Origin of the sequence: Paenibacillus oceani (genome assembly GCF_014705615.1) — a bacterium.
Taxonomy (GTDB): Bacteria; Bacillota; Bacilli; order Paenibacillales; family NBRC-103111; genus Paenibacillus_AB; species Paenibacillus_AB oceani.
Map to the genome: position 1 here is coordinate 64,476 of NZ_JACXJA010000044.1, position 19,947 is coordinate 84,422.

15 protein-coding genes and 1 pseudogene are annotated in these 19,947 nt (G+C 55.0%); 9 read left to right on the forward strand and 7 right to left on the reverse strand.

Annotation, left to right across the window (positions count from 1 at the left end; genetic code table 11):
• Nucleotides 1-394 precede the first annotated feature (394 nt).
• Nucleotides 395-1,345, reverse strand: a complete 951-nt coding sequence (locus tag IDH45_RS26845; RefSeq protein ID WP_190931228.1) for a carbon-nitrogen hydrolase family protein — start codon at nucleotides 1,343-1,345, stop codon at nucleotides 395-397.
• A gap of 39 nt (nucleotides 1,346-1,384) precedes the next feature.
• Nucleotides 1,385-2,371, reverse strand: coding sequence for a hydroxyacid dehydrogenase (locus IDH45_RS26850; protein WP_190931229.1), 987 nt, complete (start codon nucleotides 2,369-2,371; stop codon nucleotides 1,385-1,387).
• A gap of 390 nt (nucleotides 2,372-2,761) precedes the next feature.
• Between IDH45_RS26850 and IDH45_RS26855 the strand changes: the two genes are divergently transcribed.
• The gene (locus IDH45_RS26855) at nucleotides 2,762-4,132 is read left to right on the forward strand and encodes an extracellular solute-binding protein (RefSeq protein ID WP_190931230.1); all 1,371 of its coding nucleotides are present in this window, start codon (nucleotides 2,762-2,764) and stop codon (nucleotides 4,130-4,132) included.
• 75 nt (nucleotides 4,133-4,207) lie between these two features.
• On the opposite strand, the gene IDH45_RS26860 is transcribed toward IDH45_RS26855, so the two are convergent.
• A complete protein-coding gene (locus IDH45_RS26860; protein WP_223836991.1) occupies nucleotides 4,208-5,377 on the reverse strand; it encodes a bis-aminopropyl spermidine synthase family protein in 1,170 nt (389 codons plus the stop codon).
• A gap of 861 nt (nucleotides 5,378-6,238) precedes the next feature.
• Between IDH45_RS26860 and IDH45_RS26865 the strand changes: the two genes are divergently transcribed.
• From IDH45_RS26865 to IDH45_RS26875, 3 genes are all read left to right on the forward strand, one after another.
• Nucleotides 6,239-7,234 (forward strand): hydroxyacid dehydrogenase, encoded by a 996-nt coding sequence (locus IDH45_RS26865; protein ID WP_190931232.1) that lies wholly within the window; start codon nucleotides 6,239-6,241, stop codon nucleotides 7,232-7,234.
• A 31-nt stretch (nucleotides 7,235-7,265) separates the two neighbouring features.
• The gene (locus tag IDH45_RS26870; RefSeq protein WP_190931233.1) at nucleotides 7,266-8,618 is read left to right on the forward strand and encodes an ABC transporter substrate-binding protein; all 1,353 of its coding nucleotides are present in this window, start codon (nucleotides 7,266-7,268) and stop codon (nucleotides 8,616-8,618) included.
• A gap of 116 nt (nucleotides 8,619-8,734) precedes the next feature.
• Nucleotides 8,735-10,144, forward strand: a complete 1,410-nt coding sequence (locus IDH45_RS26875) for an extracellular solute-binding protein (RefSeq protein WP_190931234.1) — start codon at nucleotides 8,735-8,737, stop codon at nucleotides 10,142-10,144.
• Nucleotides 10,145-10,227: 83 nt separating this feature from the next.
• Here the strand turns inward: IDH45_RS26875 and IDH45_RS26880 are convergent, their stop codons facing one another.
• Nucleotides 10,228-10,326, reverse strand: a complete 99-nt coding sequence (locus IDH45_RS26880; protein ID WP_190931235.1) for a YjcZ family sporulation protein — start codon at nucleotides 10,324-10,326, stop codon at nucleotides 10,228-10,230.
• 219 nt (nucleotides 10,327-10,545) lie between these two features.
• Here IDH45_RS26880 and IDH45_RS26885 point away from each other — a divergent pair, with 219 nt between their 5' ends.
• Nucleotides 10,546-11,310 carry a divergent polysaccharide deacetylase family protein gene (locus tag IDH45_RS26885; protein WP_190931236.1) on the forward strand — a complete coding sequence of 255 codons (765 nt, stop codon included), beginning with the start codon at nucleotides 10,546-10,548 and terminating at the stop codon, nucleotides 11,308-11,310.
• Nucleotides 11,311-11,363: 53 nt separating this feature from the next.
• Here the strand turns inward: IDH45_RS26885 and IDH45_RS26890 are convergent, their stop codons facing one another.
• Nucleotides 11,364-13,082 carry an ABC transporter ATP-binding protein gene (locus tag IDH45_RS26890; RefSeq protein WP_190931237.1) on the reverse strand — a complete coding sequence of 573 codons (1,719 nt, stop codon included), beginning with the start codon at nucleotides 13,080-13,082 and terminating at the stop codon, nucleotides 11,364-11,366.
• Entirely contained in the window at nucleotides 13,075-14,865 is a 1,791-nt protein-coding gene (locus IDH45_RS26895; protein ID WP_190931238.1) for an ABC transporter ATP-binding protein, read from the reverse strand. The genes IDH45_RS26890 and IDH45_RS26895 overlap by 8 nt, the downstream gene beginning before the upstream one ends.
• Nucleotides 14,866-15,009: 144 nt before the next feature.
• Here IDH45_RS26895 and IDH45_RS26900 point away from each other — a divergent pair, with 144 nt between their 5' ends.
• The 4 genes from IDH45_RS26900 (at nucleotide 15,010) to IDH45_RS26915 (ending at nucleotide 18,973) form a co-directional block, all read left to right on the forward strand.
• On the forward strand, nucleotides 15,010-16,266 hold the full coding sequence (locus tag IDH45_RS26900; RefSeq protein WP_190931239.1) for an ATP-binding protein: 1,257 nt from the start codon (nucleotides 15,010-15,012) through the stop codon (nucleotides 16,264-16,266).
• 337 nt (nucleotides 16,267-16,603) lie between these two features.
• Nucleotides 16,604-16,858: a FeoA family protein gene (locus IDH45_RS26905; RefSeq protein ID WP_190931240.1), complete on the forward strand. Its 255-nt coding sequence runs from the start codon at nucleotides 16,604-16,606 to the stop codon at nucleotides 16,856-16,858.
• Nucleotides 16,855-17,592, forward strand: a complete 738-nt coding sequence (locus IDH45_RS26910; RefSeq protein ID WP_190931241.1) for a FeoB small GTPase domain-containing protein — start codon at nucleotides 16,855-16,857, stop codon at nucleotides 17,590-17,592. Before IDH45_RS26905 ends, IDH45_RS26910 begins: the two co-directional genes overlap by 4 nt.
• Nucleotides 17,570-18,973 (forward strand): ferrous iron transporter B, encoded by a 1,404-nt coding sequence (locus IDH45_RS26915; protein ID WP_190931242.1) that lies wholly within the window; start codon nucleotides 17,570-17,572, stop codon nucleotides 18,971-18,973. Before IDH45_RS26910 ends, IDH45_RS26915 begins: the two co-directional genes overlap by 23 nt.
• Nucleotides 18,974-19,681: 708 nt before the next feature.
• Here IDH45_RS26915 and IDH45_RS26920 read toward each other — a convergent pair.
• Nucleotides 19,682-19,837: pseudogene (locus tag IDH45_RS26920) on the reverse strand (flavin reductase family protein); the annotation flags it as partial.
• Nucleotides 19,838-19,947: the final 110 nt, after the last annotated feature.

A 19,947-nucleotide genomic window follows, 5' to 3' on the forward strand; every position in this document is an offset into this window, starting at 1 on the left:
ACGGATTCCTTCGACTGCTGCGGGATAAGGTCCGGCCAACGACGTGAATGCGATAGATTCAAGGATACCCTTGCCAATTCCTCGGCTGGCGTTAACCGATGAATCCAAATTAGAGCGGTTTACCGCTCTTAAAAGACCCAAATCTGATAAATGACAACGGATAAGAGCGGTTTGCAGCCCTTATTCCTGCATTGCTACCTAAATTAGCAGTCGCATTGGGAATATAGGAGCTACAAACCGCTCTTATTTTCACATTATTCTTAAATATTAACAAAATAGGAGGTATAAATCGATCTTATTTGCAAGGTATGACCGAAAATCGCAGACAGCTCTACTGGCTGAAAATGGTTCGGCCCATCACCCGGAAGCCGCCGCCTCTGTCAAGCTTCAATCCTCAAGGCTCGAGATGTCCCGGAGCGCAGCGATGCTCCAGCGACCGGCTGAAATACTCGTCGAGCTTCTCCAAGCCGAACTCCTCGATAATCGCACCAACGTCAAACTCGTCCGTTTCGCTGGACAGCAGCACCGAGCCGAGCAAGCCGGGATCGTGAATCGACACTTGGGGCCCGTACTTCCGCTTGATTTCCCGGAAGCGCGCCCCATTATTGTCGATATGCAGAACTTCACAGTCCAGATTGATCGTCGTCGTGACGAACGGGTAATAATTCGTGCTCTGCGCGACCACTTCGCCGAGCGGAGAAATAATCGCGCACGGCAGCCCGGCTATCGCTCCGGCGAAATGGGCCCGGCACGAATACGCCCAGTAGTTCTGCATGATCGCCCCGTGGTACATGGAAGGAAATACGATCAGATCGGGACGGGCTTGGACGTATTGCTGCCGCAGCTCGTCAAAGTTCAGGTCGAAGCAGATCGCGACCGCCACCGTGCCGAAATCGCACTGGAATACCGGAGCGTCCTTGCCGTACAAAATGCCGTTCTGATCGTACTCGGCAGGCACGAGATGGTTTTTGTGGTACGTGCCGATCACCGAACCGTCGCGGCCGATGAGCTGTGCGGTGTTGCGCCAGCTTCCGTCCTCCGCCTGCACATGCGACGGGTACACGATATGGCAGCGATGGCTCGCCGCCTTCTCGGCCATAAAGTCGCGAATCCGGTTGCCCCTTACCCGGTAATATTCCAGCCTCTGTTCCTTCGGATACACACTGGAGAGCGGACGGTCGCACGCCTCCGGCAATACGATCAGGTCCGGCTTGTCGGGCAGGACGCTGTCAAGCTGCTTCTCCCAATGCGCCATCATGCGCGCCAGCGCTTCCTCGGCAGGGACCCCCGCCTCGATTCTGCAAGGGGCGGGGCCCAAGCAGCTCACCTTCACATAATTGGCCATAACCCATCTCCTCCGATGCGTGTCTTCCGTTGCAAAAGCTCAGGCAAGCACGCTCATCTGCTCGGCCAGCACTTCGCCGCGCAGCGGCCGGCCTTCCGTGTACGCTCTCAGATCATCAATAACCGCTTGAGCGATCCGCTGCAAGCCGTTATTGACGGCTCCGGCAATATGCGGGGTCAGCACAACGTTAGGCAGCGTGCGGAACGGGTGATCCGGTGCAGGCGGTTCCGGATCGGTTACATCCAGACAAGCGAACAGCCGCCCCTTCTCCAGCTCTGCGACGAGCGCCGCCTCGTCGATCAGCGAGCCCCGGGCCGTATTAATCAGAATTGCGCGATCTTTCATCAGCGCGAGCCGCTCGGCATTCAACATCCGGTACGTCTCCGGCAGTGAAGGGGCATGGATGGAAACGACGTCGCTTTGCGCCAGCACTTCCTCCAGCTCCGCTTTCTCGGCGCCCATCTCGCGAGCCTTCTCCTGGCTCACAAACGGATCATACAGCAAAATCCGGACGTCAAAATTGCGCATCAGCTTGACGTAGTGCGAACCCGCCTTGCCCGCCCCGATCACGCCCGCCGTTATTCCGTACAGCTCCTGCACGCCCGATACCGGCCCCCAGGCTCCTTCCCGGGTCTGCTTGCCCAGTCTCCACATATCCTTCAAGGAAACGATCGTAAACCCAAGCGCCGTCTCCGCCACGCCTTTGCCGAGCGCTTCCGTTGCATTCGTCACGCGGATTCCCCGCTCCCACAGCTCCGGCGTGACGATCGGCTTCACCGTCCCGGCAGCATGCAGAACAAGCTTAAGGCCTGGTGCCTGCTCCAAAACGTTACCGGTAAGCGGGGTGCAGCCCCACGATGTAATCGCTATGTCCGCGCCTTTAATTAGAGACGCAAGGCGCGACTCGTCCGGCGGCCCGGACTGGTCGTTCACCACGACGTCCCCCAGCATCCGCAGCTGTTCCATATGATTGCTCCGAAAGATTCGTTCTCTCTGTTCCTTGCCTTGCAGCAGTACGATTTTCATTGTGTTTCCCTCCATGTCGGCATTGTCCGTTCGACGCGTTCATTCGGCGTTGCCCGTTGCGAGACTTGTGAGCCGGTCGGCATGACTTCCGGCCAAGCTCCGCACCTTCCCCTTTATAATTACCTTTAATTGATCCAAGCCTCTTCACATAACGATCCAGCGAAAACTCTGGTTCATTTTTGATTATATTTTGGATGGGAAGGACTGTCAAACAGTATTTTCATATGATTCACACCTGTTTAGCAAGAAGGAATCGTGACAACAATGGTGTTGTAGGCTATAATATCACTCAAGCGATCCTAAGACGCGAAACTATATTTAACTATAAGTATACCAGTGAGTCGCCCGACACTACGACGCGACCGGCACATAAGGTTGGAGGAATAACGAATGAAGCCAAAACGGACGACTTCCAGAAGCCGTCTGGAGGAAATGATCGCCGTACTAAAAGATGACATCCTTACCGGCAAACGGTCTGAAGGCGAATTTCTGCCCTCGGAGCTGGATCTCGGCGAGATGTACACGTTAAGCAAAAATACGGTGCGCAAAGGACTCGACGTGCTCGTCTCGGAAGGTTTTATCGAGAAGGTGCCCCGGATCGGCGCCCGCGTCATACGCAAGAAGCAAAAAACCGGAGAGCTGATCCGCTTCGGTTACTACCCGACGATGAACAACGAGATGGAGCTGCTCGAGCTCGTCGAGCGGTTTAACGAGGCGAATCCGGACATCCAGGTTGAACCCGTCCCCGTCGTGTATCCCCGGGATTACGAAGCGGTGCAGAAATATTTGCGGGAAGGCACGCTTCTCGACATCATGACGATCAATCTGTACAATTACGAATTTATCCGCGGCGACTCTCCCGAGAAAAGCGTGCTGGAGCCGCTGGAGCCGCGGGAGGACCTGTATCCGTTCCTGAATGCGCCGTTTCAGTCGGGCGACCGGCAGTACCTGCTCCCGTTCGTCTTCACTCCCGTCGTGCTTTGCTACAACAAGGATCATTTCCGCGAGGCCGAGCTGGCCGAGCCGGACAGCGGCTGGACGTGGGATGATCTGAGCGCCGCCGCAGACAAGCTGGCCGCCGGAGGAGACCGCCTCGGGTTTTATTTCCACCTCATGTCCGAGAACCGCTGGCCGATCTTCCTTCTTCAGAACGGGGTACGGTTCGGGCGGCGCGAGGATGGAAGCCGCATATTCAGCGACCCTCTTGTCAAAGAAGCGCTCGAGGCCTGCATGAACATCGTGAACACCCATTTTCCGTATCATCTGTCCGAGGACGATAACGATGCGGTCTCGCTGTTCCTTAACGGCAAAGCTTCGATGATCATCGCCACCTATTCGTGCCTGAACGCCCTGAAGGAAGCGTCCTTCGAATATGATATCGCACCGCTTCCACACCTGAAAGAGCTGAAGACGATGCTGGTCGTCATCGGTCTGGGCATCAACAAAATGTCGGCCCATAAAGACGCCGCGAAACGATTCGCCGATTATTTGCTGTCCTATGAGACTCAACTGCACATCCGCAAACAAACCCTGAACTTGCCAAGTGTGAAGCGGGCCGCCGAATGGACCGGCGAGGAGGAGGTCCAAGGACGTCCCTACCGGTTCCATATGTACCGGGAAATCATCCATACGTTCCGGACGTATGCCGATTTGAACCTCTCCGTGCAAGATATGATGGCGATGCGCAACGAGCTTCGGTATTACTGGTCCAAGCTGGAAAGTCTGGATACGGTGCTGGAGCGGCTGGATCAACAATCGTAAGGAGCGGGGCGGCGGAGGCCGCCCCTTATTTTTAACGTATCCCTGCATCTGGGCAGGAAACTGTTCCGCACCCGGCTACACCCGCGTCCTCCCGGTCAGATCAAACGTATCGTGTCCGCACGAAGGGCAGCCTGCGCGTTTCAACTCCTCTATCGTTCCATGTGCCCCTCCGTACCCGACAGCTTCCGCACGGCCGCACCGTTTGCAAATATACGTACGGCGCGTCCGCTTCACGTCGCCGGTATATATCGCGTCTTCGAACGGCAAAGTGATCGGCGGCGCGGTCGAATCCGTCGTCTGGAGGACGATCATCTGACTGCGGTTGCCGATGATCTCCGCCCCTTCATACTCGTTGAAAAAAGGGATCATTTCCTTGACCGTCAGCCCCATCCGGACCAGCTCGCGCTGCATCTCCAAGGAAGCGTCCGGCGACTTGTGCGCAAACGACAAAAAGATCGACAACCCCTTTTTCCTTCTCAGCGCCTCAATCCCCCGCGACAAAAACAATGTCATTCCCTGCAGCGTGTAAGGCGGATCGGTATAAAAACAATCGAACCGGCCGCGCAGCGCCGGGGGAAGAGACTGCCGCAAATCCGCCTGATGACACTCGGCGACAGCCCCCATCTGCTCCGACGCACTCCGGATGTAATCCAAAAACCGCAAATCGATATCCGCGACCTCGATCCGGGTCCGATGCTTCCCTGCATTTCCCGGAAAAAGCCGGGTAAGCAGAAAACCGATCGAGATGCTGACCAGATCGTCGTCGCCGACGCACAAGATCCGCTTACCGATCAGCGACTGCTCGCGCAAGCCTAGTATGGCGCGCTTCAAGCTGGTCTCCATCGTACATTTGGACTGGTCGATCCTCACGTCTTCCTGCGGACGCTCCCGGAACAGCTCCCGCAGTACCGGCAATCCGTCATCCAGCTCCGAGCGCCAGCACAGCGGGTCCGTTATCAGCTTACGATACAGATCCTGATCGAACCCGCCGTATCCCAGCTCGTCTTCCACATAAGCCTTACCCTCCGGCGAACAATGGACGCCGTCTTTTTGCACAAGGGCGCCGGCCCGGATCAGCTCTTTCTTGATCGCAGCGGCAACCGGAACGGGCAAAACCGTTTTCCTCGCCAGTTCTTTCGTCGAGATTCCCGGCTTCAGGTAACATTCCACCATCGTCTGCTCGACCGCTCGTTCGCCTTCCTCCAGCCGTACATTCGCGGCTACCGCTTGCGTGAACTCCCTCAATAGATCCACTCTCCCAGGTTCAGTTAAATGCCAAAAAGGGCAGAGATGAACAAACGTCCATCTTCTGCCCTTCGAAAAAAGGAAGGATCGCGGCATGCAAACGCAAGAAATCCGTTTTCTCCGGCTCCCGGAGACACGAAGCTGCGACTTGTCGCACACAACAAAAGCCATGCTCAAGAGCATGGCTTACCGCAATCCAAAGAATATACGCGATGGCCTGTTCTTAACTAATTGGAGTCCGTCCTTTCCCGTTCGACAAATAAGCCGCGCTGGCAGCTCAATCAAAAAGAAAAGGCAATCGACTCTATGCAATTGATTAGTTAAGAACGCTCGCAGACATCAACAACATCTCCAGCCATCTAGAATACGACCATTATAAAAGAAACCGATATGAAAAATCAACTGTGCGGCTCCCCAGTCTGCCTTTAGCTGAGAGAAAAGGAAGCCGCCCTTTCCTGCTCGCATCAAAAGCAACCCCTTACGCATGAGTCATTCGACGCGACAAAGGTTTCTGAAAGAAGCTTGTTCTTGCAAATTCGAAGAACAAAACAACGCAACCCTCCATTGATTTATAATAAATAAAAAAATATATAAACCACATTAACGCAATCTAGTTGCAGTAAACCCTAAATCAAACAATTTATTATGATTTCGTTGACAAACTGTTGCACATTACCTAGTATAAGTAATAAGCCGAAGCTAATTTTGTAAACCAATATTAATTAATAATTGTGAACCACAATAAAATACAAGGAGGGATACCAGGGAGCGGCAAAGCTGCGGCTATGACATCGTACGGAACTTCCGGCTACGACATGCAAGAAGATTGTTAATTCCGATTCAGCTACATGGAGGGTTACTTTGAGTACAAAAATCGCATTTCTGATGGACCGGAAAAACCGGACCAACCTGTTCGACACCGAGCATATGGAGCGTATCGCACGCCTCGGAGAGATCGCCCTGTTCAACGCCTCGGAAGCGCTTTCTCCTGATCATACCGCCGAGCTGATCGAAGGCGCCGACATTGCGGTCACTTCCTGGGGTTGTCCGCCGCTGGAGAAACCTATATTGGAGCGGGCCCCCGGTCTCAAGCTGATCGTGCATGCCGCGGGAACGGTGAAGCGTGTCGTCACTCCGGAGGTCATCCGCTCCGGCATCCGCGTCAGCAGCGCGAACTGCATCTTGGGCAGACGGGTCGCGGAGACGGCGCTCGGTCTTACAATCGTGTCGCTCAAGAACATCTGGCAGCTGGCGGCCGATACGCGAAACAACGAATGGGGACGCCATTATCACCGGGTCAAGGAGCTGTACGGAGTCACAATCGGCGTAGTGGGAGCGGGCGCATCCGGCCGGCCCTACATCGAACTGATGCGCCAGTTCCAGGTTCGCATCCTCGTATACGACCCGAACGTATCCGCCGAAGCGATCTCCGGCATGGGAGGCATCCCCGCAGACCTCGACACGCTGCTTGCCGAATCGGACGTCGTATCGATTCACGCCCCTGCGATTCCGGCGACGAACCGCATGTTTAACGCCCGGAGGCTTGCCATGATGAAGGACGACGCAATTCTGATCAATACGGCGAGAGGCTCCTTGATCGATGAAGATGCGCTGGTCGCCGAGCTGAGTACAGGAAGACTGCGGGCTTGTCTCGACGTAACGAACCCGGAACCCCCGGGAGCGGACCATCCGTTCCGCACACTGCCGAATGTAACGTTAATTCCGCATGTCGCAGGAGTCGTTACGAACGGATTAAGAAGTTTGGGAGCATTTACGGCGCAAGAATTGGAAGCGTTTGCAAATGACGGTTTATTAAACGGCGAGATCGATCTCAGCCGGCTGGACATACTTGCCTAACCGTTTGACATCCGACTAGGAGGGTTCCAAGGTGATCAAAAAACACATCGCATCCAGCGCGTCCATCAGCATTCTGGCCATGACTGTGCTGCTCGCAGCATGCGGCGGCGGCGGCAGTACGCCGGCGGCATCTGGCCCCAGCCCGGCAGGCGGCGAGCAGCAGACTCCCCCTGCCAAAAAAGATCCGATTACGCTGACTATCTACACGGAAGGCGTGAACAAAGAGGAATTCGACGACCGCTTCCTCCCTTCCCTCACGAAAAAGTTTCCGCATATTACGATCGAGTACATTAAGGCGGCGGCAGGCACCACGATTACCGATCTTGTCGCCCAAAACAAAATACCCGACATTATGCGAATCGACGTCCCCGGTCTGAAAGCGAAATACTTGGATCTCGGCCTCGCTTACGGCCTGGATGAGCTGGTGAAGAAAAACCAGTACAATTTGAACCGGTTCGACGAAGTATTCATTCAGGAGATGAGAAATGCCGGAAGAACAGGCGAATTGTACGGTCTGCCGGTGCCGCCGTACTTTCCGCTCGTGCTCTACTACAACAAAGATTTGTTCGACCGGTTCGGAGTGCCGTATCCGAAGGACGGGATGACGTGGGACGAAGTATACGAGGTCGCCAAAAAAATGACCCGTGTCGAGAACGGGCTGGTATACCGAGGGTTCAGCTCCAGCATTACCGCCATGCTGCGCGACAACCCGTGGTCGCTGCCGATTCTCGACCCGGCAACGGACTCGCTGACCGATCCGGAGAAGTGGAAGACGCTGTTCACCACCTTCAAGAAATTTTACGACATCCCGAACAACGCCATGGACCCGAACTTGGCCAACGAAGGCAACGCATTCGGCAAAGGAACGGTCGCGATGATGGCCAATCAGCATAACATCTACCTGATCATTCCGGAAAACATCAATTGGGATATCGTCTCGTACCCGATGCTGCCCGGCTCTCCCAACTTGATGGGCCAGCGCGGACCGGCTTACTGGTCGATTACGAAGCAGAGCAAATATAAGGAAGAAGCGTTCCAGGTTATAACGGAGATGCTCTCCGACGAAGTGCAGCAGGAAGATTCCAAGAAAGGCATACCTACAACGCTGACCAACAAGGATATCCAAAAAACGTTGGGTGCGTCGCATCCCGTCTACAGCAAAAAAAATATGAACGCGGTGTTTTACTATCCGCCTACCGCTCCGACTCCGAAGCGCAAGCCCGAACTGACCGATGTTCCGGGGCGTAACCAGGAGGCAATCATCCGGGAAGCGTTCAACGACGTCGTACTGAAAAACATCGATATGAATACGGCGCTGCGGACGGCGGACGAGAAGCTGAAATTGGAGATCGCCAAGGAAAAAGCGGCATCCGGAGGCAAATAATTAGCGACTGCCCTAAGGGAAATCGGGACCGGCAACGGCGGCCGGTTTCCCTTGCCTTTCTTATACGCATCGTGTATGTTGGTAACAAAAACTGGTTACATACGGGCGGGATGGATATGCAGGACCAAGCAGGCAGAAAACATTTTCGCCAGCGGATGGACTTGATGGTCCGGACGATTCGCGAAGACATTTCAGCCGGGCGCTTACGGCACGGCGATTTCCTGCCTTCGGAAAAAGCTTACGCCAAGCAATACGCACTGAGCAACAAATCGGTTCGCCAAGGACTGGATGTGCTGGTAGCCGAACGGCTGCTTGAGAAAATACCGCGGGTCGGCAACCGGGTGATCGGCACCGCCGCCGCCGGACAAGCCGTACTCCGATTCGGGTATTATCCGTCGATGCTGGAACAGGCGGCGCTGGAATCGTTAATCGAGCAATTCCATGCCAGACATCCGGATATTCGCGTTCAAATGATTCCGATGACGGCTCCCCAGACGTTCGGCGGACTGCGAACCTACGTGGATACCGATGCGCTGGACCTGATCTCGATCAGTTCCTCGGCATTTGACGAATTTGTCACTAACGACGCGGCGGATTACTGGGAAACGGTCGATACGAATCCGCACATTTACCCTTTTTTAAATGAAACGTTACAGGCAGACGGACAGCTCAAAGCTCAACCGTTCATTTTCTCTCCGCTTATGCTGATCTACAACAAAAGCCATCTCCGCAGCCTGGATCTGCTGGAGCCGGACAGCGGCTGGCGCTGGGGCGATCTGTTTGGGCATGCCTCCAAGCTGAATGTGGAGAAGGAGCGGATCGGGTTTTATTTTCATTTCCCGTCCTTTAACCGCTGGCCCGTCTTTTTGCTGCAAAGCGGCATGACCTTCGGCCGGGAGATGGACGGTACGATGAAGCTGCGCGGCACGCCTTTAGCGGACGGGCTGCGCACGTGCCAGGAGCTCATCACGACACAGAACCGGTTTCCGCTCATGCTGTCGGATAAGGAAGCGGATGCGGAAAAGCTGTTTTTCGACGGCAAAGTCTCGATGCTGATGACTTCCTACTTCAGCTTGAACATGCATCCTCATAATCCGAAAATCAAATACGACATCGCTCCACTGCCTTACGTGAACGAAAGCAAGACGCTGCTGCTCGTGATCGGGCTTGCGATCAGCAGCCGGTCGCAGCATAAGGATAACGCGAAGCTGCTGCTCGATTTTCTGATTTCTTACCGTTCCCAACTGACGATCCGGCAGACAACGCTTAGCATACCAAGCTTGAAGCCGGCCGCCGAATGGACGGGGAAGGAGACGATGTACCGGCCGTCCCGATTTCATATGTACCGGGAGATAATCCCGACCTTCGCCCAGCAAAAAGATCTGCGTCTAAGCAAATCCGAGCTGGGACTTATCCAGCGGGAAGCCCGGTTGTACTGGTCGGGCCTTGAAGCGGAGGACGTCTTTCTGGACAGGCTGGAGAAGCTGCTGTCGCATCCCGGTCAGAACGCGGACGGATCGGCGTAAGGATACGGCCACATATCTTTCTCCCCCTGCAGACAGAGAAAAAGCCGATTCTCAACGAATCGGCTTTTTCCGGTTAGTCGGTGTTAGATCCAAGCGCGGCTAACGATTACCAAGAGGATAAACAGTACGAGAATAACTCCCGTCGTTGTGCCCAGACCACCGCAAGTTCCAGCGAAAGACATGTTCGGCAACCTCCCCCTTATCATGATGAAATATTGTATTGCGGCTACTCTCTACTTGCTTGGATAGCCGCCTATTTTGCGGATAAATCGTATATTTTTTTCGGTCCGGCCTACACGGAAGTCCCGAATTGGAAACGATTGTAACCTCACTTTCTGATTGGAGGCGGCCGGATTTGCAAACCCTATACGTAGATTTTCCACAAAGGACGGGGGCCGATTATGCGTATTCAACGAGCTTTGCTAAGTATCAGCCTTCTTGCCGCCTTGCTAGCGCTGCCGCATCCCGCCGCTTCCGCCGAGGAGCAAGCTGCGGCAGCGGCTCGCATGGCGGCGATCGTCATCGACGATTTGGGCAACAATATGGCCGGGACCGAGGAGATCGTAGGTATGCCTTTTCCGATTACGGTAGCCGTCATGCCGTTTCTCCCCTCCTCCCAAAAAGATGCGGAAGCGGCTCACCGCAACGGTCACGAGGTTATCGTCCATCTGCCGATGGAGCCGCTGAAAGGCAATAAGAGCTGGCTCGGCCCCGGAGCGATCACTTGCGACCTGAGCGACGACGAGATCCGCAAGCGGGTCCATGCCGCAATCGACGACATCCCCCATGCCATCGGGATTAACAACCATATGGGCTCGAAGGCGACGGTAGACGAGCGCGTCATGCGCGTTGTGCTGGAAGTATGCCGGGAACGGGGACTCTTCTTTCTGGACAGCCATACGAACTACAGAAGCATCGTGTCGAAGCTGGCCAAGCAGATCGGAGTACCCTGTATCGAAAACCATCTGTTTCTAGACGACGTCAAAAGCAAAATGCACGTCCTGAACCAGATAAAGCTGCTGCAGAAACATTTGCGCGAACACGAGCCCTGCATCGCGATCGGGCATGTCGGCAGCGGGGGCAAAATTACGGCGGAGCTGGTCCGGCAGCTTCCGGGCACGATGGAAAACGTCCAGTTTGTCGGCGTATCGAAGCTCGTCCGTTAAAAGAGGGACTTGCCGTCTGCCGCTGCGGCGTGCGTCATCCGGCATCCGGAGCATCACGATGCGTCGGGCCGCATCGCTTGAACCAGTCTCCCGAACACCGGGCTGCGCTCGATCAGTTCGGCATACGTCCCCTGCTCGGTTACGGTTCCACGCTCAACCACATAGATGAGATCGGCGCGCGCGATCGTACTCAGCCGGTGGGCGATGAAAATCGTCGTCCGCCCGTTGCGGCGCTCTTCGATGCTTCGCAGAACGAGGCGTTCCGTCTCGCCGTCCAGCGCGGACGTCGATTCATCCATAATCAACAGCTCGGGATCGGCCAGCAGCGCTCTTGCGATGGCGATCCTTTGTTTTTGTCCTCCCGACAAAGCGGCTCCCCGTTCGCCGATCCAGGTATCGTACCCGTCAGGCAGCGTCTCCGCCGTCTCGCTGAATTGGGCGGCCGCGCACGCTTCCCGGATGTCGTCGTCCGTCACCTTTTGGCCGAATGCTAAGTTAAACCGTATCGTATCCGGATACATGTACGTCTCCTGGAACACCAGACTTACTTTACTCGCCCAATCGTCTCTCCGGACCGTTTCGAGCGGGATGCCATTAACCGTGATCGTGCCGCCCGCCGGCTCGATCAATCGGACCAGCAACTGAGCAATGGTCGATTTGCCGCTTCCGCTTTCGCCTACGAACGCAATCTTTTTGCCGACCGGAATGTCCAGGTTCAAGTTATGCAGTGCGGGAGTTAGAAGCTCGCCGTACCCAAACTGGACCGCGTCGAATCGGATGCTGCGAATCGGCTCCTCGAACCGTATCGTCCCTGCTCTGATCGACTCGGAACCGGCCCCTTCCCGGTAACGCTCTACGCTGGCGAAAGAACTGGAGATGCCGATCAGAAAATGGTAGCTGCCGCTAATCGAATCGATCAATTGAGCCGCAAATTGATACACGACAACGAAAGTTCCGATTGTAACGGCTTGATTCAGCACCTGGTATCCCAGAAAGGCAAGCACGATCAGATTAAAGCCCCACTTGATCGCTCCGGCGTACACGGCATGTTTGTTTGTGATAACGCCCTCTTCCTTGCTTTTGTCCATATAACGTTGGTACCGGTTGTTCAGCTCCTGGTACTCCCGGTCCTGCCGGTGAAAGGCCAAAATCTCCCTCGTATGGGTAAGCCCCTCTTCCAGACGGCCCATAATATCGGCGCGATGTTCGCTTTTGGCTTTGGATGCCATCTTAAGCTTTGCCGCGAACGATTTGCCTAGCAGGATGTATATCGGGCTAATGGCAAGCACGATAAGCAGCGCCGAGGGGCTCGCGAGCCCTACGATCGTCAGGAGAGCGACCGTTTTGACCAGCGTTTGGATTCCTTCGGGGAAACGCTGACCGAACGTGGCGGAGACGGTTTCCACATCTTGCGTCAACAGCTGCAGACGGTGCGTTTTTGGAACGGAGCGATAAGCAGCGATTGGCGTAACGTGCATCCGGTTCATAAAGTCCGCTATCAGCTTCTGCCGAACTTTCGCTTTCAGCCGGAGGAGCATCGTTTTGACGATCGTAAACAGCGCAGAGTCCAATAAAGCTGCAAGGATGAACAAGATCAGGATATAAGGAAGTCGGCCGTATTCCCCCGCCGTGAACACATCGTCGATAATCAGTTTCTGAATGCCGGTCCCGGCTAATCCGGCTGCCGTTTCGACCAGCATCAGCACGAGAACCAGTCCGTACGTTACCCGGAAAGGCGCCAATAAACGGACCATCCACCTCATGTTACTCATCGTGCTCCATCCTCCCTTGCACCAGCTTGTAGAACAGCTGCCGGCGGCTCATCAGTTCTTCATACGTGCCGTCTTCGGCAATTCGGCCCCGCTCCAGCAGGACGATCCGGTCATAGTGCCGGATAACGGACAGCCGGTGCGCGACCGCCACTACCGTACGGCCCTGAAGCAGCGCATCCAGCGCAAGGTTCACTTCCCGCTCGTTAACCGAATCAAGCGCTGAAGTCGCTTCGTCGAGCAGAACGACCGGCGGGTTGCGGAGGAGCATCCGAGCGATCGCGATCCGCTGCTTCTGGCCGCCGGACAACGTGTCTCCGCGATCGCCGACGATCGTATCGTATCCGTCAGGCAGTTGATTAATAAAAGGGTCCGCACGGGCCGCAACCGCCGCAGCTTTCACTTCCTCGTCGGACGCCTCCGGATTGCCCAGCCGGATATTATCTTTCACTGACGCATGAAAGAGCAGCGTATCCTGAAACACATAACCTACCGCCCCGCGAAGCTGCTCCAGCTTCATCCGGTTCAGCGGCACTCCGTCCAAACGAATCTCGCCTCCGGACGGATCGTAGAAACGGCCCAGCAGCTTCAACACAGTTGACTTTCCGCATCCGCTCGCACCAACGATGACTGTTCTCTCCCCCGCACGGATCAGCAAGTCGAAACCGGAAAGTGCCTCGGGGCGGCCCGGATAAGCGAAAAATACGTCCACCAGCGCAAGCTCGCCCCTCACTTCTCCTTCGGGCAGAGGAACCGGCTGCAGAGGCTCCGATACATCGGGAACGAGCCGCATCACTTCGCGGATTTTCTCAGCTTGCAGGAGCAATACTTTCTGAGTGGAGACGGACATGAGAATAAAAGAAAAATAGCCGATCGTCATCAAGTAGTACAGTAAAAATGCGACGAATTCCCCGACCGTCAGGCTCGTTTCGCTAACAAGCGTACCGCCGTATACGAATAGAACAACGGCGCCGAGCGATATCGACAAGCTGCGCAGCGAACCGCGGACAAGCGCCAAGTAATTTGTACGGACATCGCTTTCGTTATACGCCGCCACCCGGTTCAACAGACGGCCCATATCCCAGTGCTCTTTCCCGGAAGCGCGGATTTCGGGCAGTGCCGACAAGCTGTCGTAGATCGCCTGATTCATTCTCCTGCCGTCCTCCGCACGCTTGCGTCCGGACAGCGCCGTCTTGCGGGAGAGCGCCGGGGCGAACAGATAAAACGTAAAGAAGCAAGGCAGCACCGCCAGCGACAGCTTCCAGTGCGTGAGGAACATAACGGTCGTCATCACGAGAACGAACAATACATATTGAATCAGCTTCGGCAAATACGACTGATAGATCGACTGGATGGCAGCAACCTCGCTGTTAAGCAGAGAGAGCGTATCGCCCGCCGGATGCCGGTCTGTATAGGCAAGCCCGAGCTCCCGAAGCTTACGGAAGACGTCCAGCTGAAGATCCCGGGCCGCTTGTTCCTGAATGACCCGTTGCCAATGGTTGCGGAGTACCGTTAATGCCAGCATCAGCATGATCAGCGCGCCGATTCCCGTTAGCAGCCAATAAAAAAGCGAGACGCTACGGCTCGGCAGCAGGTGGTCGATCACGATTTGAATTCCTTTCGGAATCGTCATCTCAATGAGAGATAAGAGCAGATTGCACACCAACAGCCCCGCGAAGAGAAGTCGATAGGGCGACAAATACGACAATACCCATATGTACGCCGGGATCGCTCCCGGACCCTGTCCTCTCCTGCGAACCGGCTGCAAATGACCCGATAGTTCCAAGTGGCCACCCTCCTATTCAGTTTGGTCGATCAGCCCTGATTGCATGCGGCCTACAGCTTTTTCCAAAATCGGTTCGAAACAAGGCAGGATTAGGACGAACTCAGTCGAATTAGGTAAGGATTCCCATGAAATGAGGGGCCTGAAGTGACGCCGATAAAAGAAACTTTGCTGCAGCTGTTTATCTCTTTAATGCCGTTCGTGATGTACAACATCTACTATCGGGACAACAAGCATAACCATACCAAATCGTTCATTCTGATTACCGCCTCGTTAAGCCTGCTGCTCTCGATGACATTCGCCGCCGGAGTGGAAAACGGAATTTTTTTCGATGCCCGGTATATTTTGATGTATTTCAGCATCATGTTCGGCGGGATCGCAGTCGGGTCGGTTATCTTTGCCGAATTTATCATCTACCGGCTGCTGCTGGGCGGAGACGGCACCTTTGTCGCGATTCTCATCGTAGCCTTCACGTTTCCCCTTTCGGTGCTGTTCTATAAACTGTTCCAGCAGGCGAAACGGTTGTCGCTGATCACGTTTTTCGCCGGGATCGTCATCTCGTCCGTACCGTTTCTGATCTCGTATCTGTACTTCGATCCCGACTATTTCATCAAACATCTCGGCTTCCACATCCTCGTTCTGCCTATCCAGAATTCCATCGGCATCTGGCTGCTCATCTCATTGTTCAGCAAATCCGTATCGGACAAAAAAATATATGTCAGCTACCTGGAGAACGAGAAAGTCAATACGATCAGCCATGTGGCCGCCTCGCTCGCCCATGAGGTGCGCAATCCGCTAACCGTTGTAAAAGGATTTCTGACCTTAATCCGCGAGCGCCCGGCCCCCGACGAGAAAGTCGCCCATTATATCGACATCAGCATATCAGAGATTCAGCGGACCGAATCGATCCTGTCGGAGTTTCTCTCGATCTCCAAGCCGCTGAGCGGCGGGCTGGAACGTACGAACCTGTCCGAGCTGCTGCACATCATGATGGAAGTGATGAGCTCTTACGCTAATATGAACAATGTGGGGTTGGAGGTGAGCCGGTCGGACTATCCGGTGTGGATCATGGCGAATCCGGACGAAATCAAGCAAACCTTGCTCAACTTCATCAAAAACGCGGTGGAGGCGTGCTCTGCCGTATCGAACGGGAAAGTCGCGCTGCGGCTGGACACGAACATTCAGGACGCGCTGCTGTTTATTGAAGACAACGGGATCGGCATGAAGCAGGAGCAGGTCAACCGGCTCGGCTCGATCTATTTTACGACGAAATCCAGCGGTACGGGACTCGGTCTGACGTTCTCCTACCAGGTAATCCGCACGCTGGGCGGGACGATATCCGTTCATAGCGAGCCCGGAGAAGGAACGCAATTCACGATCACGCTGCCTTTGCTGTCCGAGTAAGGCGGATCGCCTGCTCCCGCCGGCGGGCGAAATTTTTATTTATCCGGCACAGTTTTATGGAAGCGCTTTATCCATAGCGGAAGCGATCGTTTCTGTACATATTAGGTTCAGCACGCCACCGCCGAAACCCTTCTTATTTTTCTATATTTTCCCTGATTTATACACGACCTGAGAGCCGTTCTTTTTTTTTGCCCTAGCGAAAGTTTGTGTTGTCAGGGAAAGACTTGTGCCCTATACTAAAATCAAGACACATTAGTCAAATATGCGGCATAGATTATTATAAAAGTTGCACTTGGCAAACAGTTTGTCACACAGGAAATACAGGATGGTGATGGCGATGTCTGCAAAAGACGAAGCATTATCCAAAGCTGCTGTCGGCAGTCAGATCGTGCTGAGCCGCATCGAGGTTCAAGGCGTCCTGCGCCGGCGGCTGCTCGATCTCGGATTCGTCCCGGGCAGCGTGGTGGAAGTCGTACAGCGCAGTCCGCTCGGCGATCCGACCGCATTTCGGGTCAATAACACGACGATAGCGCTGCGCAAGGAAGAAAGTTCACTTATATTCGGGGAGCCTTTGGGAGGCGATGGGACATGAGAACCTATACGATAGCGCTCGCCGGCAATCCGAACACGGGAAAAAGCACGTTGTTTAATACATTAACCGGTCTTCGTCAGCATACCGGCAACTGGGCCGGGAAGACGGTCGTCCGCGCGGAAGGCGAATTTAAGCACGGCGATGCCGCCTACAAAATTATCGACCTGCCGGGCACGTATTCCTTATACTCCAACTCGGCCGACGAAGAAGTCGCCCGGGATTATATCATTTTCGAGCAGCCGGACGTCACGATCGTCGTTATCGACGCCACCTCGCTGGAGCGCAACTTGAATTTGGCGCTGCAGGTGCTGGAGATGACGAACCGCGCCGTCGTATGCGTCAACCTGATGGATGAGGCGGCGAAGCTGGGAATCCGGGTCGATCTGGCCAAGATCGGACAAAGGCTCGGCGTGCCGGTTGTAGCGATCTCCGCCCGTAATAAGACAGGGATCGACGTGCTGCTGGAGCAGGTCGAGCGGGTCGCTTCCGGCAAGCTCGTGCCGCATCCGGTGATGATCCCGTACAACGAGCAGATCGAGCGTAAAATTGCGGAGCTGGAGCCCGTCATCCGAGAAACGTTAGGCGCCCGCTACCCGACGCGCTGGATCGCCCTGAGACTGCTGGACGGAGACGAAAGCTTGCTGCAATCGTTAAAGGCGAGAATGGACGCTCCGCTCGGGTCATCTACCGCCGTCAAGGAGGTCGTGCGTCATGAGCAACCTGTCTGCCACTAATTCCGACCGGCTCGACGCCCTTCTAGACATCGCACGGAAATCCGGCGACGGCGACTCCGTCCGGGACGGAATCGTCAGCGATATATACAGATTGAGCCGGGACATCTGCAAGGAAACGGTTCGATACGAGGATAAGAAAAAACTGGAAGGCGCTTATAAGCTCGACCGGATCGTCACCTCCAAGCTATGGGGCTACCCGATCATGTTCCTGATTCTGGGCGTCGTATTCTGGCTGACTATTGCGGGAGCGAATGTGCCCTCCGCACTAATCGCCGATTTCTTCGGCGTGATCGAATCGTATTTGACCGCCGGTTTTCAGGCGGTGAACGCGCCGGCCTGGCTGCACGGCATCCTGGTGCTCGGCTTCTTCCGGGGCACCTCCTGGGTCATTAGCGTGATGCTGCCTCCGATGGCGATTTTTTTCCCGACGTTTGCCCTGCTCGAGAATTTCGGTTACTTGCCGCGGGTCGCTTTTAACATGGACCGGCTATTCAAAAAGTCGGGCGGACACGGCAAGCAGGCGCTGACGATGTCGATGGGCTTTGGCTGCAACGCCGCCGCGATCTTGTCGACGCGGATTATCGAGTCTCCGCGCGAGCGGATGCTAGCGATTCTGACCAACAACTTCGTTCCTTGCAACGGCCGCTGGCCGACGCTCATCCTGCTCTCGTCGCTGTTCATGGCAGCCGGCGTGGCGGGCGGACTGCACACGGTAGCTACCGCCATGGTCGTGATGAGCATGGTGCTGTTCGGCATCGTTATTACGCTTACCGTATCGTGGGCGCTGTCCAAAACGATGCTTCGCGGCGTGCCGACGCACTATACGCTTGAGCTGCCTCCGTACCGCAAGCCGCAGTTCGCCAAGACGATTCTGCTCGCTTCCCGCGACAAATCGTGGAGCGTTCTGAAGCGCGCCGTCATCGTGGCCGCTCCGGCCGGCGTAATTACGTGGATTCTAGGCAATATTATGGTCGGCGGCGAAAGCATACTCGCTCATATGGCCGCCTTCTTCGATCCGTTCGCCCAAGCGATCGGTCTGGACGGCTATATTTTGATGGCGTTCATCCTCGGACTTCCGGCAAATGAAATCGTGCTGCCGATTTTGCTCATGGGCTACTTGTCCTCCGGAGCGATGGTTGATGCCGACGGTCTCGACGGAATCAAGGACATCTTCCTTAATCACGGCTGGACTTGGCTGACGGCGCTTAATATGATGCTGTTCTCTCTGCTCCATTACCCGTGCGGCACGACGCTGTTTAATATCTACAAGGAAACGAAAAGTGCCAAGTGGACGGTGCTGTCCGCCCTCATCCCGCTCTCGATCGCAATCTTCATCACTTTTGTTATCGCTCAGACGGCCCGCCTGCTCGGCTGGGTCTGAACTTGCAGCAGCAAAGCCCTCGATCCGCGTACGGCAGCACGAATGCCGCGCACGCGGATCGAGGGCTTATTTTCGGGAGAGTAACGTTTGGAATGCTTCTTTTCTGTAAGAGAGGGGGAGTAAACGGATTTACACGCACATTCCCTGCCGCTTGGCAAAAATGTGATTCGGCGATGCTTGAGCCTGTAGTCGATAGTAAATTGGCCCTGTGCATCCACACTGTTGTACTTGAACAGCAAGCGGGAAGCGAAATAAGAGCGGTTTGTACCCCTTATATTGTCCGAAATCCGCTTGAATAGGGAAATAAGAGCGGTTTGTAGCTTCTATATTCCGCGAAAATGGTGCTGATCCGGCCGATTGGTAGAAATAACGGGTGCAAACCGCCTTTATTTGCTTCTGTCGTCGTAATAGGCCGAATATAGCGGCTGCCAAAGACTCTTATTTTACTTGAGAGAGCGGGCGCGTACGCGAAGTTTGTTCGGTGAAGTTTCAAAATTCACCCGAGGCAAAGCCTCGAGCTATACTGCGCTTTCATGACGAGTCTGATCAACCCATTCTACATAATGCGTTGATCCGCCATTTGAAAAGACAAACCGCGCGTTTCTGTATCTTGTTAAGCTCCCCGCTCTTACGCAGAGCCATCCATCGTGCGGCAAAGGCTTCGGTCAGACGGTCAGAAAGCCTTTCCTTTCATCAAATCGAGTGCGACTACTCAGGGCGTTCCAGCGAGAACAACTCGCCCAGCTTGCCGTAGTTCGAGCCGGCGAGCCGGCTTACCGGCTGCAGCTTGCGGGCGTCGATACGCCCGTTCTCGTACAAAGCCTCGGCGATGTGAAACCGGACGACACGGCCGATCAGCAGATCGCTATTAAGCAGCTTGTAATTGTCACGGTCGCTTTGTAAAGCCGGATCTATCGAGATCATCCCACCTGCTCCTATCTGCTGCCTGTTATTATATAGCCATGCCCGATTGC

What these genes read in the sequence shown, in the direction of transcription:
- IDH45_RS26845 (WP_190931228.1), bottom strand. Translation starts at nt 1,345, where the DNA reads ATGGCCAATTATGTGAAGGTGAGCTGCTTGGGCCCCGCCCCTTGCAGA.
- IDH45_RS26850 (WP_190931229.1), bottom strand. Translation starts at nt 2,371, where the DNA reads ATGAAAATCGTACTGCTGCAAGGCAAGGAACAGAGAGAACGAATCTTT.
- IDH45_RS26855 (WP_190931230.1), top strand. Translation starts at nt 2,762, where the DNA reads ATGAAGCCAAAACGGACGACTTCCAGAAGCCGTCTGGAGGAAATGATC.
- IDH45_RS26875 (WP_190931234.1), top strand. Translation starts at nt 8,735, where the DNA reads ATGCAGGACCAAGCAGGCAGAAAACATTTTCGCCAGCGGATGGACTTG.
- IDH45_RS26880 (WP_190931235.1), bottom strand. Translation starts at nt 10,326, where the DNA reads ATGTCTTTCGCTGGAACTTGCGGTGGTCTGGGCACAACGACGGGAGTT.
- IDH45_RS26885 (WP_190931236.1), top strand. Translation starts at nt 10,546, where the DNA reads ATGCGTATTCAACGAGCTTTGCTAAGTATCAGCCTTCTTGCCGCCTTG.
- IDH45_RS26890 (WP_190931237.1), bottom strand. Translation starts at nt 13,082, where the DNA reads ATGAGTAACATGAGGTGGATGGTCCGTTTATTGGCGCCTTTCCGGGTA.
- IDH45_RS26905 (WP_190931240.1), top strand. Translation starts at nt 16,604, where the DNA reads ATGTCTGCAAAAGACGAAGCATTATCCAAAGCTGCTGTCGGCAGTCAG.
- IDH45_RS26910 (WP_190931241.1), top strand. Translation starts at nt 16,855, where the DNA reads ATGAGAACCTATACGATAGCGCTCGCCGGCAATCCGAACACGGGAAAA.
- IDH45_RS26915 (WP_190931242.1), top strand. Translation starts at nt 17,570, where the DNA reads ATGAGCAACCTGTCTGCCACTAATTCCGACCGGCTCGACGCCCTTCTA.